The organism is Curtobacterium sp. 1310 (genome assembly GCF_017834105.1).
Lineage (GTDB): Bacteria > Actinomycetota > Actinomycetes > Actinomycetales > Microbacteriaceae > Curtobacterium.
The window spans coordinates 17,329-32,994 of record NZ_JAFICY010000002.1; the positions used below are offsets into that span (position 1 = coordinate 17,329).

Here is a 15,666-nt window from a genome sequence, read left to right on the forward strand (position 1 = left end):
AGTCCTTCCGGTCGTCGGCACCGCGCTCTGCGGGTCCGTGTGGTGGGTCCTGATCATAGGCCACCCCGCCGACAGCGGCCAGGCAGGTGGGCCGGGTCGGGCGACGGGGCGACGTTCGACGAGGGGTCGGCGGGCGGTCAGCCGCCGAGGTGGGTGGTGAGCAGGGCGACGATGATGACCCCGGCGGCCGCCAGACCGACGGCGCCGACGGTGACGCCGAGGATGACCGGGGTCCGGGACTCCTTCGGCTTCGCGGCGGCGAGCACGACCTGACGGGTGGACGTGTGGCTCGACACCGCACGGCTCGCCCGGACGGGGCTCGCGTCCGTCTCCGGCTGCTCGTCGTGCTGCTCGAGCAGACGGTCGACCTCGGACCCGTCGATCGGTCGGTGTGACCCGGTGGAGGACAGCGATGCGGGCAGGTCGATCGAACCGGTCAGGATGACCTCACCCGTGGCGTTCAGGGCCCCGGTCGGGTCGGCCAGCGCCGAGTTCGGCAGCACGATCGAGTTGGTGTCCTGCACCGCGACGCGGCGCGTGCCCGTCACGTCGTGCACCTCGGCGTCACCGGCGTCCCGCGCCTGCTGGGTCCAGTGACCGGCCGGCGGTTCGAAGGCCGTCGTGACCGGCTTCGGCTCGGGGCTCCGACGGAACGCGGCGGGGACGCGGGGGGCGTCACCGACGGCGTCGGCACCGTCGTCGGGACGGGAGTCCGTCGCCGGCGTCGGGCGCTGGATCGGGACCTCGTTCGTGTCGTCGTCGAGCGACAGCGGGAAGACGACGGGCGTCGAGGACGAGGCCATCGGCGCCGACGACGGCGACACTCGGGGAGCATCGTCGTCCGCGGCACCGTCCGAGCGCCGTGCGTCGTCGTCGGTCTGACGGTCGTCGGTGGCCTGGCCGTCGTCGGTGGCCCGGGCGTCGTCGGTGGTCGGGGCGTCGTCGGTCTCCGGCGGCGCCCAGGTCGTGCGGTGGCGTCGGGGTTCCTCGGCGTGCGCCGCGGCCTCGCTCAGGGGCTCGATCGCGTCCGGGGAGCCGTCGGCCTCGGTCGCCTGGGCCACCGCAGCGGCGTCGAGCATCTCGGTCTCGGCGGCAGGCTCCTGACCGGGTGCGTCCGTGGCGTCGCCGGTCCCGTCCGTCGCCTCGGAGGCGTCGACGACCGGGGTCGGGGCGAGCGGGACCTGGGCGGACCGGACCGGGTCCTGCGCCGAGGTCGGACGATCCGCGGACGCCGGGACCGGACGCGGCGGGGTCGACGACCCGCGGTCTGCCGAGGCCGGGCGCGGACGCTCGGTGTCCTGGTCGAGGTGACCGACCGACCCGATGACGTCCTGGACGGTGCGGTCGGAGGACTGCGGGGTCGGCGCGCGCAGCGGCACGGGCTGCACCGCCTGCCCCTCGGCCTCGCGCATCAGGCGGAGCTGACGACGGGTGAGGCCGCCGGTCCCCGGCACGATCTCCGTCGCCGAGGCCGGAGCCGGGGTGAGCGGGAACACCGCGCTGGCGGGCTGCGGGGCAGGAGCAGAGTCGCCGGAGGTGGGACGGGCTGCCGACTGCGCGGGGCCGCTCGGCGACGGCGCGACGTGCGAGCCCGGTCGACGACGGGCCTCGGGCTGGTCGGATGGTGCTGCGACGGTCGGCGGCGGGGTGACCGGCTGCCCGCCGGCTGCGGCGGCACGCTCCCGCTCGCGCGCCTCACGCCGCGAGAGAGGCGGCTGCGCGTCGGACGAACTCATGCAACGCTCCGATACAGGTGGTGCTTGGAGATGTACTGGACGACCCCGTCGGGGACCAAGTACCACACGGGGTGGCCGCGCCTGACCCGGTCGCGGCAATCCGTCGAGGATATCGCCAGTGCAGGGACTTCGAGCAAGCTCACGTCTCGTTCGGGGAGTCCGGTGATGCTCAGATCGTGGCCCGGACGGGTGACCGCGACGAAGTGCGCGAGGTCCCAGAGACCATCATGATCCTTCCAGTCGAGGATCTGCTGAACGGCGTCCGCGCCCGAGATGAAGACGAGCTGCGCATCCGGTCGCTGGTCACGCAGGTCGCGGAGCGTGTCGATCGTGTAGGTGGGCCCCGGACGGTCGATGTCGACCCGGCTGACCGTGAACATCGGGTTCGACGCCGTCGCGATGACCGTCATCAGGTACCGGTGTTCGGCGTCGGTGACGTCCGACTTCATGTACGGCTGACCGGTGGGGACGAAGACGACCTCGTCCAGGTCGAAGGCGCGCGCGACCTCGGACGCCGCCACGAGGTGCCCGTGGTGGATCGGGTCGAACGTGCCGCCCATCACGCCGATGCGTGGGCGCCCCGTGCTCTCGAGCATCGAGCGGCGTGTCAGAGCTTGGTGTGACCGAACTCGTCGACACCCGTCTCGTGGTGGCGGGTGGCCTCGAACTTGTGCGAGTGACGGTACGCGACGTCGCGGAAGCTCCAGGTGACGAACCCGAGGAACGTGAAGAACAGCGCGCCGCACATCGGGAAGACGAACGCGGGCACCCCGGAGGCGTGCTCAGCAGCTTCTGCGAGGAAGGTCATCGGTCCGGTGCTCCGTTCGATCGGGTGGGAAGTCGCGGCCCAGTCTAGCCGCGGATCTGTCCGTGCCCGCGCACGATCCACTTGGTGCTGGTGAGCTCGGGCAGTCCCATCGGGCCGCGCGCGTGCAGCTTCTGCGTCGAGATGCCCACCTCGGCGCCGAAACCGAACTCGCCGCCGTCGGTGAAGCGCGTCGACGCGTTCGCCATCACCACCGCGGAGTCGACCTCGGCCAGGAAGCGCTCGGCCGTGTCGACGTCGTCGGTCACGATCGACTCCGTGTGGTGCGTCGACCACCGCGCGATGTGCGCCATCGCCGCGTCGACGTCGGGTACGACCCGGATCGACAGGTCCAGGTCCATCGACTCCGTCGCCCAGTCCGCATCGGTCGCGCGGAGCACGCCGGGGACGATGGTCCGGGTGGCATCGTCGCCGCGCAGGGTCACGCCGGCGGCTCGGAGGCGGTCGGCCAGCACCGGCAGCAACCGCTCGGCAGCCGCCTCGTGCACGAGCAGCGTCTCGAGGGCGTTGCAGACACTCGGCCGCTGGACCTTGCTGTTCAGCACGATGTCGACCGAGCGCTCCAGCGGTGCCGACGCATCGAGGTAGACGTGCACCACGCCCGCACCGGTCTCGATCACGGGCACCTGCGACTCGGTCACGACGGTCTGGATGAGCGAGGCACTCCCCCGCGGCACCAGGACGTCCACGAGCCCGCGAGCACGCATCAGGTCGGTCGCCCCCTGGCGCCCGAACTCGTCGATCGTCTGCACGAGGTCCGCCGGCAGCCCCACCGAGGCCACCGCCCCGCGGATGCGCTCGACCAGCTCGGCGTTGGTGCGCTGCGCTGCGGATCCGCCACGGAGGACGACGGCGTTGCCGCTCTTCAGCGCGAGCGCGGCGATGTCGACGGTCACGTTCGGGCGCGCCTCGTAGATGGCCCCGACGACCCCGAACGGCACGCGGACCTGGGTGAGCTGGAGTCCGTTCGGCAACCGGGACCCGCGGACGAGGTCGCCGACCGGGTCCGGCAGTCCCACAACGTGCTCGACCGCCCCGGCGAGGGCGTCGATCCGTGCGGTGTCGAGGCGCAGGCGGTCGAGCAGACCGGAGGAGAGCCCGCCGTCCTCGCCCGCGACGAGGTCTCCGTGGTTCGCCGCGACGATGGCGTCCGTCCCGGCACGCAGGGCGACCGCGACGGCGCGCAGTGCCTGGTCCTTGACCGCCGTGGTCGCCGTCGCGAGCGCCGTCGAGGCGGCACGCGCCGCGACCAGCTTGTCGGTGAGGGTGGGGGCGGTGACGGTCGGCGACATGGTCCGATACTAGGTCGGCCGCCGGGCTCGTGACGCTGGTGGGGTCATGCCTGTGGAGACGGCCGGGAGGCGCGACTCCGGTGCAGGACTCGGCTCACGTCCGCGAGTGTCCGGCACCGCTCGCGATCCTGCCGCCGGGGCGGAGCGTGCCGCGGTGGGACGCCGCCGTCGGCGCGGGACGGTCCGGTGCCGCCGAGACGGACCCGCTTCCGGCGGCGTCTCACCCGCTCCGCGGCGTCTCGACCGAACGCCGACGTCTCGACCGCAGGCCGACGTCGCGGGCCGGCACCGTGCCTCCAGGCCGACCGAGTCCCGTCAGCGCCGCGGCGCCGCGTGGAACCAGGTGCCGACGTGCTCCCCGGCCAGTGCCCGGTCGACGAGCGCGGTCCCGGTGACGAGCACCGACGTCCCCGCCTCGGCCGCGAGCCGGGCCGCGGCGACCTTCGTGCCCGCTCCGCCGGTCCCGACGCCGGCCGCCCCGACCGACCCGAAGGTCACGCCGGCGAGCTCGTCGCCGAACGGGACCTCGTCGATGGGCTCGGCCCCCGGGTGCTCCGGCGGACGGGTGTAGAGCGACGCGACGTCGGACAGCAGCACGAGCGCGTCGGCCCCGAGGAGCCGCGCGACGAGGGCCGCGAGCCGGTCGTTGTCCCCGAAGCGGATCTCGTGGGTGGCGACCGTGTCGTTCTCGTTGACGATGGGGAGCACCCGCAGCGCGAGCAACCGGTCGACCGCCCGCTGCGCGTTCACCCGGTGCGTCGGGTTCTGCATGTCCCCCGCGGTGAGGAGCACCTGTGCCGCGACGATGCCGTGCCGGTCGAGCTCCTTCTGGTACCGGAACATGAGCACGTTCTGCCCGGTCGCGGCCGCTGCCTGCTGGGTCGCCAGGTCCTCGGGGCGTCCCTCGAGCCCGAGGAACGGGAACCCGGTGGCGATGGCACCGGAGGACACGAGCACGACCTCGGTGCCACGCGCATGTGCCGCGGCCAGGGCGTCCACGAGCGCGGCGATCTGCCCGGTGTTGTCACCGCTGACCGACGACGACCCCACCTTGACGACGAGCCGACGCGCACGCGGCACGTCCTGCCGCCGGCTGACGGGCCCGAGGTCGGTGCGTGCGCGCGCGTCGGTCATGCGTCGGTCAGTCCTGGTCGTCCCGGTCGTCGTCGGCCCACAGGCCGGACACGCGCTCCTGCTCGAGCTCGGCGCGCGCAGCCGCCTTGGCGTCCATGCGCTCGAAGTACTCCTCGCGGCGCTCGTTGCGCGTCGGGCGCGACGATCCGCCGACGCGGGCGTCCGTGCCGCGGGCGCTCGTGATGAGCTCGGCGGTCGACGTCAGCGTGGGCTCCCAGTCGAACACCATGCCGCCGTCCCCGCCGATGACGACGGTGGACCCGGCGACCGCTCCGGCCTTGAACAGGCCGTCCTCGACGCCGAGCTTCGCGAGCCGGTCGGCCAGGTAGCCGATCGCCTCCTCGTTCGTGAAGTCGGTCTGGGTGACCCAGCGCTCCGGCTTGTCGCCCCGGACGCGGTAGAAGCGGTGCTCCTCGCCGCCCTCGGCGCGCACGGTGAAGGGCTTCTCGTTGACGGCCTTCGGGCGGAGGACGATGCGCTCCTGCTCGGGCGCGGCGGGACGATCGGCACGCGCCTGCTCGACGACCTCGGCCAGGGCGAACGTCAGCTCGCGCAGACCCTTGCGGGACGCGGTCGAGATCGGGAACACGCGGTAGCCGCGCTCCTCGAGCTCGGCGGTGACGAAGTCGGCGAGCTCGGCTGCCTCGGGCACGTCGACCTTGTTGAGCGCGACGAGCTGCGGACGCTCGAGGAGCGGGGTCTGGCCCTCCGGCACCGGGTAGCGCTCCAGCTCGCCGAGGATGACGTCGAGGTCGGAGAGCGGGTCGCGGCCCGGGTCGAGCGTGGCGCAGTCGATGACGTGCAGGAGCGCCTCGCAGCGCTCGACGTGCCGGAGGAACTCGAGGCCGAGGCCCTTGCCCTCCGACGCGCCCTCGATCAGGCCCGGGACGTCGGCGACGGTGAAGCGGACCTCGCCCGACTCGACGACGCCGAGGTTCGGCGTCAGGGTCGTGAACGGGTAGTCGGCGATCTTCGGCTTCGCTGCTGAGATCGCGGCGATGAGCGAGGACTTTCCGGCGCTCGGGAACCCGACCAGGGCGACGTCGGCGATCGTCTTCAGCTCGAGGCTGACGTCGCCGGTCCACCCCGGGGTGCCGAGGAGCGCGAAGCCGGGGGCCTTGCGCTTCGTGGTCGCGAGCGCGGCGTTGCCGAGACCGCCCTGACCGCCGGGGGCCACGACGACGCGCATGCCCGGCTCGGTCATGTCGGCGAGGACCTCGCCGTCCTCGTCGTGCACCACGGTGCCGATCGGGACGGGGAGCTCGAGGGTCTCGCCGCTGACACCGCTGCGCATGTCGCCCATGCCCGGCTGGCCGTTCTTCGACGAGCGGTGCGGCGAGCGGTGGTAGCCGAGCAGGGTCGTCACCTGCGGGTCGGCGACGAGGACGATGTCCCCGCCGTCACCGCCGTTGCCGCCGTCCGGGCCGGCGAGGGGCTTGAACTTCTCACGGCGGACCGACACGCAGCCGTTGCCGCCGTTCCCCGCGGTGAGGTGCAGGGTCACGCGGTCGACGAAGGTCGCCATGGGTCCACTCCTGGTTCTGGCTCGAGCGCGCGGACGGTACCGCGGCGCTCGAGGTCGTGCACGAAAGAACGGGAGGGGCGGGCACGTGGCCCGCCCCTCCCGCAGAGTCTGTCGTCGCTGGTGTTACGCGTTGACGATGTTGACGACCTTGCGGCCGCCCTTGGTGCCGAACTCGACCGAACCGGCCGAGAGGGCGAACAGCGTGTCGTCGCCACCGCGGCCGACGTTGGCGCCCGGGTGGAAGTGGGTGCCACGCTGGCGGAGGATGATCTCGCCGGCGTTGACGACCTCGCCACCGAAGCGCTTCACGCCGAGGCGCTGTGCGTTCGAGTCACGACCGTTGCGAGTGGAGCTCGCACCCTTCTTGTGTGCCATCTTCTACTCCCGCCTTACGCGATCGAGGTGATCTTGACACGGGTGAGCTCAGCGCGGAAGCCCTGGCGCTTCTTGTACCCGGTCTTGTTCTTGAACTTCTGGATGACGACCTTCGGGCCGCGGAGGTCCTCGAGCACCTGGGCGGTGACGGTCACGTTCGCGAGCTCGGAAGCCGCCGACGTGATCTTGTCACCGTCCACGAGGAGCACCGGGGCGAGGTCGATGTTGCCCTTGTCGTCGGCCTTGGCACGGTCGATCGTGAGGATCGTGCCGACCTCGACCTTCTCCTGACGGCCGCCGGCGCGCACTACTGCGTAAACCACGTGGAATTCCTTACGTACTCTGCTTGAGGGAAGTCTCGGGTGCCCACTTCTGCACGAGCGGCTCCCGGAGGCCGGGCCCGATCGGCGACGCAGGCAGAACGGCCCGCTGACACCAGGGATCGAGAATACTCGATCCCCCCGGGTCCGGTCAAACGGCGACACACGTACGATGACTCGCGTGACCGTGCTGATCGACCCGCCGACGTGGCCCGCCCACGACACCGTCTGGTCGCACCTCGTCAGTGATGCATCCTACGACGAACTCCACGCCTTCGCCGAACGGGCCGGGATCCCCCGCCGCGCGTTCGACCACGACCACTACGACGTACCGCGTTCCCGCTACGAGGAACTGGTGGCTGCGGGCGCGACGGCGGTGACCGGGCGCGAGCTGGTGCTCCGGCTCATCGCGAGCGGCCTGCGGGTCGCGCAGCGCGACAAGCGCGGTCGGGACCGGCACGCGCACTGACCGTCTGCGCGGGCTGCGCGGACGGACGGCGACGCGCTCCCTCCGTGGCGCGTCGCACGGGTCCGCGGCGCGACGGCCGGGAGGCGCGCCCCGCCGCCGCGACGCAGCGTCGCGCCCGGTGGACCACCCGGGAGCACGCGGGGGCGCCGCGGTCCCGTCGGCCATGGCACGACGATCGATGCGACCCGCCGTAGCGTGCGGTCGGCGGCCGGCCGCCACAGCGGACGGCAGCAGCGGGAGGCCGGGCGCCGGACGCCGGACGCCGGCAGCCGCCGGCCGGCGAGCGGCACGGTGCCGGCCGCCGGCCGCCGGCCGCCGGCCGGCGAGCGGCAGTGTGGCGGCGCTGTCGTCGTCCGCACGACGTCGAGCACGTCGAACCACGTGACGGCGTGGCGCGAGGTGCTTCCCGGTGGTCAGCAGCAGCTCGCGCCGTGCGGTCGGCACGGTTCGGCGTCCGGCGGTCCGGCGGTGCACGGGGTGGCCCGGCGGGGTCGAGCGAGCCGACGACGGACGCCCGGAGCCGGGCTCCCGCCGGTGGCTGTGTCAGCGCACCGGCGGTGCCCGGCGACCGAGCGTGTCGGTGTCAGCGCGTCGGCGGCGTCCACCGGTCGTCGGGCCGCTGCACGGGCGGCTGGCCGGCGGCCTGCTGGGACCCGGACGGCTGACCGTACTGCTGCTGCTGCTGCTGCTGCTGCTGCTGCGCACCGTAGGGCTGCACGGCGGGCTGCACGGTCGGCGCGGGCACGGCGTCCGCAGGACGGACCGTCCCCGGTCGTCCGCCCGTCGGCCCCTGCCCCGGGCGTCCTCCCCGTGGACGTCCCAGCCAGAGCCACGCCACGGTCGACGTCGCGAGGAGCATGAGGGTGAAGGGGATGCCGTTCTGCAGGGGCCCGGTGAGGACGTCGATGACGAGCCGGGCACCCGACCCCGTCCGGACCGCGGCGTAGGACCCGGTGAAGACCCCGACGAGCGCCAGGGCGACCGTCCCCGCGGCGCCGGCGAGCACGGCACGGAGGAGCACCGTCGGCAGCGGACTCCGCCGCGCGATCGGCGTGAGGAACGCGAGGGCCGTGAACGCTCCCACGTAGAACGGGAACGGCGAGGCGAACACGCCCGACACGAAGCTGCCGAGCAGGCTCGCCCCGGTGCCGTACGTCGAGAAGGGGTGCACGACGAGGGACGCCCCGAGCAGCCCGAGGACGCCGGACACCACCTCGACGAGCACGACGGACACGACGGCGATGAGGGCCCCCGTGACGTTGGCGACCGACGCTCCGGGTGCGAACGCCCGGCGCGGATCCGCGGTCCGGGGCGGCCGTGACCGCACCCGGCCCTGCTGGCCGTACGGCTGTTGGCCGTCCTGCGGCTGGCCGTACGGCTGCTGACCGTACGGCTGCTGACCGTCCTGCGGGCGGCCGTACGGCGGCTGCTGCTGGCCGCCGGGTTGCTGGCCGACGTGCTGCTGGCCGGGCCACGCCGGGCCACCGGGCTGGCCGCCCGCGGGCGGTGCGGGCTGCGACCAGCCCGCACCGTAGTACCCGCGGTCCTGCTGCCGACCGTTCGGGTCGCCCGCGTGGGTCACGTCAGTTCCCCACGATCACGGCGCCGTCGTCCTGCCCGTCGTCGTCCGAGGACGCCGGTGCGCTGATGCTCGGCGACGACACACGGCGCGACCGCGATCGGCCCTGCCCCGGCTGCTTCGGCTCCGGGAGGGCCTGCAGCACGGAGTCGAGGAGCGACTCCGCGTCGTCCCGGACCGGACGCGGCTCACGCTTGGTCACGGCCACCGGGATGTCGAGGATCGCGACGGTGTTCTCGGTCGGGGTGACGGGAGCGCTCGAGCTCACGCGGCGACGTGTCGGCGCGGTCTTCGCCGGAGCAGCCTCCTGCGCGGACGGCTCGGGAGCGGACCCCTGCGAAGGGGTCTCCTGTGCGCCAGCGGAGCCCGCGCGGCCGGAACGGTGCTGGACGGCCTCGTCGGTGTCGCGCACGGCGGACCCGCGCTGCTCGCCGCCGTGCTGTTCGGCATCCTGCTCGTCGGTACCGCGCTGCTCGGGTGCAGCACTGCCGGCACCACGACCGCCACGACGGCGGCGGCGCTTCGACCCGGACGACTGCTCGCCGTCACGGTTGCCCGCACCCCCGGCGTCCTCCGCGCCACGCTCCGGCGCGGACACCGGCGACGGACCGGACGCTGGTGCATCGGCCGAGGCGGAGACCGCGACCTCGGGGTCCGGGGTCGCCGCACCGCCGCGCGGCGAAGCCACGCCGGTCACCGGTTCGCCGGACGACGCCTCGTCGTGGGGCAGGGTCGAGGCCGCGATGCGGGACAGCGCGTTCTTGACGTCCTCGGTGATCTGGTGCGCCTGCGACGACTGGCCGGTCGACCCGTTGCCGGAGCCTCCGTTGCCCGAGCCGCCGTTGCCAGCGTGCCCGTTGCCTCCCTGGCCGTTGCCGTTGCCGTTGCCACCGGTCGAGCCGCCGTTGCCGCGGCCCTTGCGGCGCCCCTTCGAGGGCCCGGGGTCCGCGTTGTTGTCGTTGACCTTGGCGTTGACCTCGTCGAGCGACTCACGCAGCCCGACACCGATCTTCTTGCGGGTCATCTGCACGAGGCCGAGCGAGGTGACCTCGGCCACCTGGTGCTTCGTGCGGTCGCGGCTCAGGCACTCGACGAGGCGACGCAGCACCAGGTCGCGGTTCGACTCGAGCACCATGTCGATGAAGTCGATGACGATGATGCCGCCGATGTCGCGCAGGCGGAGCTGTCGGACGATCTCCTCGGCCGCCTCGAGGTTGTTCTTGGTGACGGTCTCCTCGAGGTTGCCGCCCGAGCCGACGAACTTGCCGGTGTTGACGTCGACGACCGTCATGGCCTCGGTGCGGTCGATCACGAGCGAGCCACCCGAGGGCAGCCACACCTTGCGGTCCAGGGCCTTCTCGATCTGCTCGTTGAGGCGGTACTCCTCGAACGAGTCCGGGCCGTCGTAGATCTCGACGCGGTCCTTGAGGTCGGGCGCCACGGCGTCGAGGTACTCCTCGATGGTGCCGCGCGCGGCCTCGCCGTCGATGATCAGCTTCGTGAAGTCCTCGTTGAAGACGTCACGCACGATCTTGACGAGCAGGTCCGGCTCCGAGTGCAGCATGACCGGGGCGTGCCCGTTCTGCACCTTCTTCTGGATCGCGTCCCACTGGCTGGTCAGACGCTGCACGTCGCGCGTGAGCTGTTCCTCGGTCGCGCCCTCGGCAGCGGTGCGGACGATGACGCCCGCGTGCTCCGGCAGGACCTCCTTGAGGATCTTCTTCAGGCGCGCGCGCTCGGTGTCCGGCAGCTTGCGCGAGATGCCGTTCATGGAGCCGTTCGGCACGTAGACCAGGTAGCGACCCGGCAGCGAGACCTGCGAGGTCAGACGGGCACCCTTGTGCCCGACCGGGTCCTTCGTGACCTGCACGAGGACCTTGTCCCCGGGCTTGAGCGCGGCCTCGATGCGTCGGCCGTGGTTACCGGTGTCGACCGAGTTCCAGTCGACCTCGCCCGCGTAGAGCACGGCGTTCCGACCGCGGCCGATGTCGACGAAGGCCGCCTCCATCGAGGGCAGCACGTTCTGCACCTTGCCGAGGTAGACGTTCCCGATGAGCGAGACGTTGTGCGACTTGGTGACGTAGTGCTCCGCGAGGACGTTGTCCTCGAGCACGCCGATCTCGATCTTCGACGAGCTCGACCGGACGATCATCTGGCGGTCGACGCTCTCGCGGCGCGCGAGGAACTCGTCCTCGGTGATGACCGTGCGACGACGACCGGCGTCACGGCCGTCGCGGCGACGCTGCTTCTTCGCCTCGAGGCGGGTGGATCCCTTGATGCGCTGCGGCTCGGTGATGAGCTCCGGCTCGCGGCGGCGCGGCTCCTGGTGGTCGCGCGGCTCACGGACACCGCGCTCCTGGCGGTCGGCACTGCTCCCCCGACGACGCGAGCGACGGCGGCTGCCGCCCTGCTCGTCGTCCTCGTCGTCGTCCTCGTCACGCGCAGCGCGCGCCGGCAGGGCCGGCAGGTCCGGCAGGACCGGCGCGTGGAAGATCAGGCTGAGGGTGCTGGTCGCCTTCGGCACGAAGGGCTCGTCCGCCTCGGGGGCAGATGCCGGCTCCGGCCGGGAGGCACCGCCCACCTCGACCGCGTCGGTCGCCACCGCGGTGGACGCGTCGTCCGCCGTGGTCGCCCCGTCCGGGTCGGCCGCTGTGGTCGCAGCGGGTGCGTCCGCGACCGTGCTGCGCTCGGTGCCGGCTGCACCGCCGTCCGACGACGCGTCGACGACGGGCTGGCTGCCCGTGACCGTCGAGACGTCCTGGGGCTCCGCGGCGGCGGCCGTGACGTGCTCGACCGCGACCTCGACGGCGTCGTCCGCCGTCGCCGTGTCCGTCGACGCAGGGGTCGTCGGCTCGGGGGTCGTCGGCGCGCTGCCCGTCGCTTCGGTGTCCGTCGCTTCGGTGTCCGTCGCTTCGGCATCCGTCGACGCGCTGTCCGGGGCGACCGGTCCGTCGACCGCAGCGGTCTCGTCGGTCGGCGCGTCGTCGGTCACGGCGACCGTCTCGATGTCGCTGGTGTCGGTGTCGACGTCACCACGGGCCTCCTGGCCGGTGGACCGGGCGCGACGGCTGCCGAACAGGCGGCCACGGCGCTTCGGTGCGACTTCTTCGTTGTTCGGGTTGTCGGTGTTCTGCTCCACCATGGATCTGGTGCACTCCTCGGCCCCACTCGCGTCCTGACGGACGGCGGGAATTCTGTGGTTGTCACGGGTGGCGTCCACGCCCCCGTGTTCGTTCTCGTGACCGGTGTTCGTCGTCCCGGCGTGCGGTCCGGTGTCGTTCCGTGTCGGACACCCGGCCCGACCGGCTCGGCATCGGATGTGACGCGAGTCCCGGTCACGGCGCGCTCTCACCGCGCCTGATCGTCCGGGCTGCGCCCGGAAAGCTCTCTCGCCGCACGGATCGGCCGCGCGACTGCTGTCATTGTCGCACGAGGTGCCAGGAAAGGTCCGGAACGGACATGCGATGATGACGCCGTGAGCACGAGCGCAACCACGCCCCGCCGCCCGGTCGCGATGGCGGTCTTCCTCATCGTCACCGGAGCAGTCGGCCTCTTCGCCGCGTTCAACCTGGTGCTGGACGAGTTCGCGAAGTACGAGAACCCGTCGAAGGCACTCAGCTGCGACGTCAGCCCGTTCGTGAACTGCTCGCAGGTGATGACGAGCTGGCAGGGCTCCCTGTTCGGGTTCCCGAACCCGCTCCTCGGCGTGATGGGCTTCGTCGCCCCGATCGCCGTCGGGGTGATGCTGCTCGCCGGCATGCGGAACGGTCACCGCTGGTTCTGGGTGCTGTTCAACGCCGGGGTGTTCCTGGCGTGGGTGTTCGTCACCTGGCTCTTCACGCAGACCGTCTGGGTCATCGGCTACCTGTGCCCCTGGTGCCTGCTCGTGTGGACCGTGACGATCCCGATGTTCTGGATCTTCACGACCTGGAACGCGGCGCAGGGACGCTTCGGCGCCGGGCTCCAGCGGGTCGGGCGCTCGCTGCTGCCCTACTCGTGGGCGTTCGTGCTGGCGAACTACGCCGTGATCGTGGTCAGCATCCTCATCGTGTTCCCCCGCGTGCTCACGACGCTCCCGTTCTGACGCCGCGCTCGTGACGGCGTCCCGGTCCGCCTGACGCTGCCGGGCCGCTGCTCGGTGCACGTCCCGGTCGTCCTGACGCCACCGGACCGTTGCGATGCCCCCCGTCCCGGTCCCTCGAGCGGGCCAGATCCGTCACGCTCGACGTTCTCCGGCGACGGATCGTGCCCTCGCCCGGATCGCCAGCGGCGTGTCCTGCCCACTCGGGAGGGCCGTCGGATCGGTCCTGATCGCTCGCGCAGCGTCCGGACGACACGTGCTCCTCGCTCCTACGGTGTGCGAGCGGATCGTCCCGCACCGGCGAGCGTGCTGCCTCGGCCCGTGATCCGCCGACCCGGCCAGGCCCGGACGCCCGATCCTTCCCATGACACCTGCGATGCAAGGCGCTTTCGGGCATCCCTGGTGCAACCGAAGCGCCAGGTACGCCCGGTTTCGCTCGGTACGCCCGGATCGACCAGGTGCGCACGCCGCCGCGCGCCCCCGCGCCGCACCGCACCTCCCCGCACCCCAGGCGCCTCCCCGCGCCCCAGGCTCTGCGTCGCGCGCCCGCGCCCCAGGCAGTCCGGGGACAGCGATCGGCCCCGCGCTCCCGGATCGGGAGCGCGGGGCCGAGTGCGGCGGGGCCGACTACTCCGCGGCGGCCTCGATGGTCGGGACGACGTCGGTGAGGGTGCTCACACGCTGCCCGTTCACCAGGATCGTCGGCGTGCCGAAGCCCTGGGGACCGGCGACCGCCGGGTCCGAGGTGACCTGGTTCGTGATCTTCGTGACCCAGCCCTTGTACGTCTCGTTCGACAGGCACTCGGACACGTCGGAGCCGGTGGCCCCGCCGGCCTTCACCAGGTCGGCGATCTCGGCGTTGGTCAGGCCCTTCGTGCCCTCCTCCGGCTGCTTCTCGAAGAACTGCGTCTGCACGTCGAGGAACTTGTCCGGCGCGTAGTTCGCGACGCACATCGCGGCGTTCGCGGCACGGCTGGCGTAGCGCGAGCCGAGGTAGCTGCGGTCGAGGATCGACACCGGGTGGATCTCGAGCGTCGCCTGACCGTTCTTCACGAAGTCGGTGATCTGGTCGGCGTAGGCACCCTCGAACTGCTTGCAGACCGGGCAGGCCCAGTCGACGTACTCGACGACCTTGACCTTGCCGTCGCTGTCGGCCGTGGCGACCGGGGACGGGGTGCCGTCCGCCGAGACCGCTCCGGTCGTGACGGGGGTGATCTTGCCGTCGCCGCCGGTGAACTGGATGCCACCGGTGACCATGTTCTTCGGGCCGGCGGCGGAGGTGGTGCCCCCGCTGTTCACGTTCACCACGACGATCGCGATGATCGCCGCGACGGCCACGATGCCCAGGCCGATGCCGCCCTGCAGGAACCACTTGTTGCGGCGCTTGCGGCGCTTCTCGGCGTCGGCCCGCTGGCGGGCGACCTCACGGGCGTGCTGGCGACGCTCGTTCTTCGTGGGACGGTCGTTGTTCGTCATCGCGTCTGTGCTCCGCTTCGGTCGATCAGGCGAACCAGAGGGCGAGCTCGCGGGCGGCCGACTCCGGGGAGTCCGAGCCGTGCACGAGGTTCTGCTGCACCTTGAGGCCCCAGTCGCGACCGAGGTCGCCACGGATGGTCCCCGGGGCGGCCGAGGTCGGGTCCGTGGTGCCGGCGAGCGAGCGGAAGCCCGCGATCACACCGTTGCCGGCGACGCGCACGGCGACGACCGGGCCGGACTGCATGAACTCGACGAGCGGCTCGAAGAACGGCTTGCCCTGGTGCTCCTCGTAGTGCTGGTCGAGGAGCTCACGCGACGCCGTGACCATCTTGAGGTCGACGATCTCGTAGCCCTTGGTCTCGATGCGACGGAGGACCTCTCCGGTGAGCTGGCGGGCGACGCCGTCGGGCTTGACGAGGACGAGGGTCTCTTCGAGATCGGACACGCAGTTCTCCTGTGGTTCGGTGGTGGTCAGTCCTCGGCCTGAGCGGCCCGGAACGCGGCGTTCTGCCGGTCGAGCTGACCGCCCTTGACGAAGCAGAACACCCACAGCGCCAGGAACACCGCGCCGACCGCGAACATGAACGGCTCGATGAAGCCGGTGGCGAGGATGGCCGCCTGCAGCAGCCACCCGAACCATACACCGGCGCGCTTGCCCGTCAGGCGTGAGGCAGCTGCGAGGACGATGATCGCCAGGATGCCGCCACCGAACGCCGCGAGCGGCGGCAGCGTGCCCTTCCCGTAGACGACGAGCATCGGGAAGAAGAACATCACGGCCTCGAGTCCGAGGGTGATCGCGAGGAGGCTCTCGCGGGCACCGCGCTGCGGGCGCGGCTTCCGCACGCGCGGCTGT

15 protein-coding genes are annotated in these 15,666 nt (G+C 72.2%); 2 read left to right on the forward strand and 13 right to left on the reverse strand.

Translation table 11 applies throughout. The annotated features are described in order from the left end of the window. Positions 1-137: 137 nt before the first annotated feature. The 8 genes from JOD95_RS04275 to rplU all read right to left on the reverse strand — a co-directional run bounded on the left by JOD95_RS04275 (position 138) and on the right by rplU (position 7,211). Positions 138-1,736, reverse strand: a complete 1,599-nt coding sequence (locus tag JOD95_RS04275) for a hypothetical protein (protein WP_209683423.1) — start codon at positions 1,734-1,736, stop codon at positions 138-140. After that, the gene (nadD, locus tag JOD95_RS04280) at positions 1,733-2,332 is read right to left on the reverse strand and encodes a nicotinate-nucleotide adenylyltransferase (protein ID WP_081984738.1); all 600 of its coding nucleotides are present in this window, start codon (positions 2,330-2,332) and stop codon (positions 1,733-1,735) included. Before nadD ends, JOD95_RS04275 begins: the two co-directional genes overlap by 4 nt. Positions 2,333-2,343: 11 nt before the next feature. Further along, a complete protein-coding gene (locus JOD95_RS04285; protein ID WP_058728434.1) occupies positions 2,344-2,544 on the reverse strand; it encodes a hypothetical protein in 201 nt (66 codons plus the stop codon). A gap of 44 nt (positions 2,545-2,588) precedes the next feature. Further along, the gene (locus tag JOD95_RS04290; protein WP_066653179.1) at positions 2,589-3,854 is read right to left on the reverse strand and encodes a glutamate-5-semialdehyde dehydrogenase; all 1,266 of its coding nucleotides are present in this window, start codon (positions 3,852-3,854) and stop codon (positions 2,589-2,591) included. A 315-nt stretch (positions 3,855-4,169) separates the two neighbouring features. After that, positions 4,170-4,988, reverse strand: a complete 819-nt coding sequence (proB, locus tag JOD95_RS04295) for a glutamate 5-kinase (RefSeq protein ID WP_066653176.1) — start codon at positions 4,986-4,988, stop codon at positions 4,170-4,172. 7 nt (positions 4,989-4,995) lie between these two features. Further along, the gene (gene obgE / locus JOD95_RS04300; protein WP_066653172.1) at positions 4,996-6,513 is read right to left on the reverse strand and encodes a GTPase ObgE; all 1,518 of its coding nucleotides are present in this window, start codon (positions 6,511-6,513) and stop codon (positions 4,996-4,998) included. Between the two features lie 123 nt (positions 6,514-6,636). After that, positions 6,637-6,888, reverse strand: a complete 252-nt coding sequence (gene rpmA, locus JOD95_RS04305; RefSeq protein WP_022905368.1) for a 50S ribosomal protein L27 — start codon at positions 6,886-6,888, stop codon at positions 6,637-6,639. Positions 6,889-6,902: 14 nt separating this feature from the next. Next, positions 6,903-7,211 (reverse strand): 50S ribosomal protein L21, encoded by a 309-nt coding sequence (rplU, locus tag JOD95_RS04310; protein ID WP_066653169.1) that lies wholly within the window; start codon positions 7,209-7,211, stop codon positions 6,903-6,905. Positions 7,212-7,389: 178 nt separating this feature from the next. Between rplU and JOD95_RS04315 the strand changes: the two genes are divergently transcribed. Then, positions 7,390-7,677, forward strand: coding sequence for a DUF4031 domain-containing protein (locus JOD95_RS04315; protein WP_209683424.1), 288 nt, complete (start codon positions 7,390-7,392; stop codon positions 7,675-7,677). A 583-nt stretch (positions 7,678-8,260) separates the two neighbouring features. On the opposite strand, the gene JOD95_RS04320 is transcribed toward JOD95_RS04315, so the two are convergent. Continuing rightward, positions 8,261-9,259 carry a hypothetical protein gene (locus JOD95_RS04320; protein ID WP_209683427.1) on the reverse strand — a complete coding sequence of 333 codons (999 nt, stop codon included), beginning with the start codon at positions 9,257-9,259 and terminating at the stop codon, positions 8,261-8,263. 1 nt (position 9,260) lies between these two features. Beyond that, positions 9,261-12,398, reverse strand: a complete 3,138-nt coding sequence (locus tag JOD95_RS04325; protein WP_209683429.1) for an Rne/Rng family ribonuclease — start codon at positions 12,396-12,398, stop codon at positions 9,261-9,263. A gap of 333 nt (positions 12,399-12,731) precedes the next feature. On the opposite strand from JOD95_RS04325, the gene JOD95_RS04330 reads away from it, so the two are divergent. Next, positions 12,732-13,340, forward strand: coding sequence for a vitamin K epoxide reductase family protein (locus JOD95_RS04330; RefSeq protein WP_307810368.1), 609 nt, complete (start codon positions 12,732-12,734; stop codon positions 13,338-13,340). A 624-nt stretch (positions 13,341-13,964) separates the two neighbouring features. Here the strand turns inward: JOD95_RS04330 and JOD95_RS04335 are convergent. From JOD95_RS04335 to JOD95_RS04345, 3 genes are read right to left on the reverse strand one after another with little or no spacing between them, the layout of a single operon-like run. Beyond that, the gene (locus JOD95_RS04335; protein WP_209683433.1) at positions 13,965-14,813 is read right to left on the reverse strand and encodes a thioredoxin domain-containing protein; all 849 of its coding nucleotides are present in this window, start codon (positions 14,811-14,813) and stop codon (positions 13,965-13,967) included. A gap of 25 nt (positions 14,814-14,838) precedes the next feature. Continuing rightward, positions 14,839-15,258 carry a nucleoside-diphosphate kinase gene (ndk, locus tag JOD95_RS04340; RefSeq protein ID WP_058728426.1) on the reverse strand — a complete coding sequence of 140 codons (420 nt, stop codon included), beginning with the start codon at positions 15,256-15,258 and terminating at the stop codon, positions 14,839-14,841. Positions 15,259-15,284: 26 nt separating this feature from the next. Next, on the reverse strand, positions 15,285-15,656 hold the full coding sequence (locus tag JOD95_RS04345; protein WP_066653151.1) for a DUF4233 domain-containing protein: 372 nt from the start codon (positions 15,654-15,656) through the stop codon (positions 15,285-15,287). Positions 15,657-15,666: the final 10 nt, after the last annotated feature.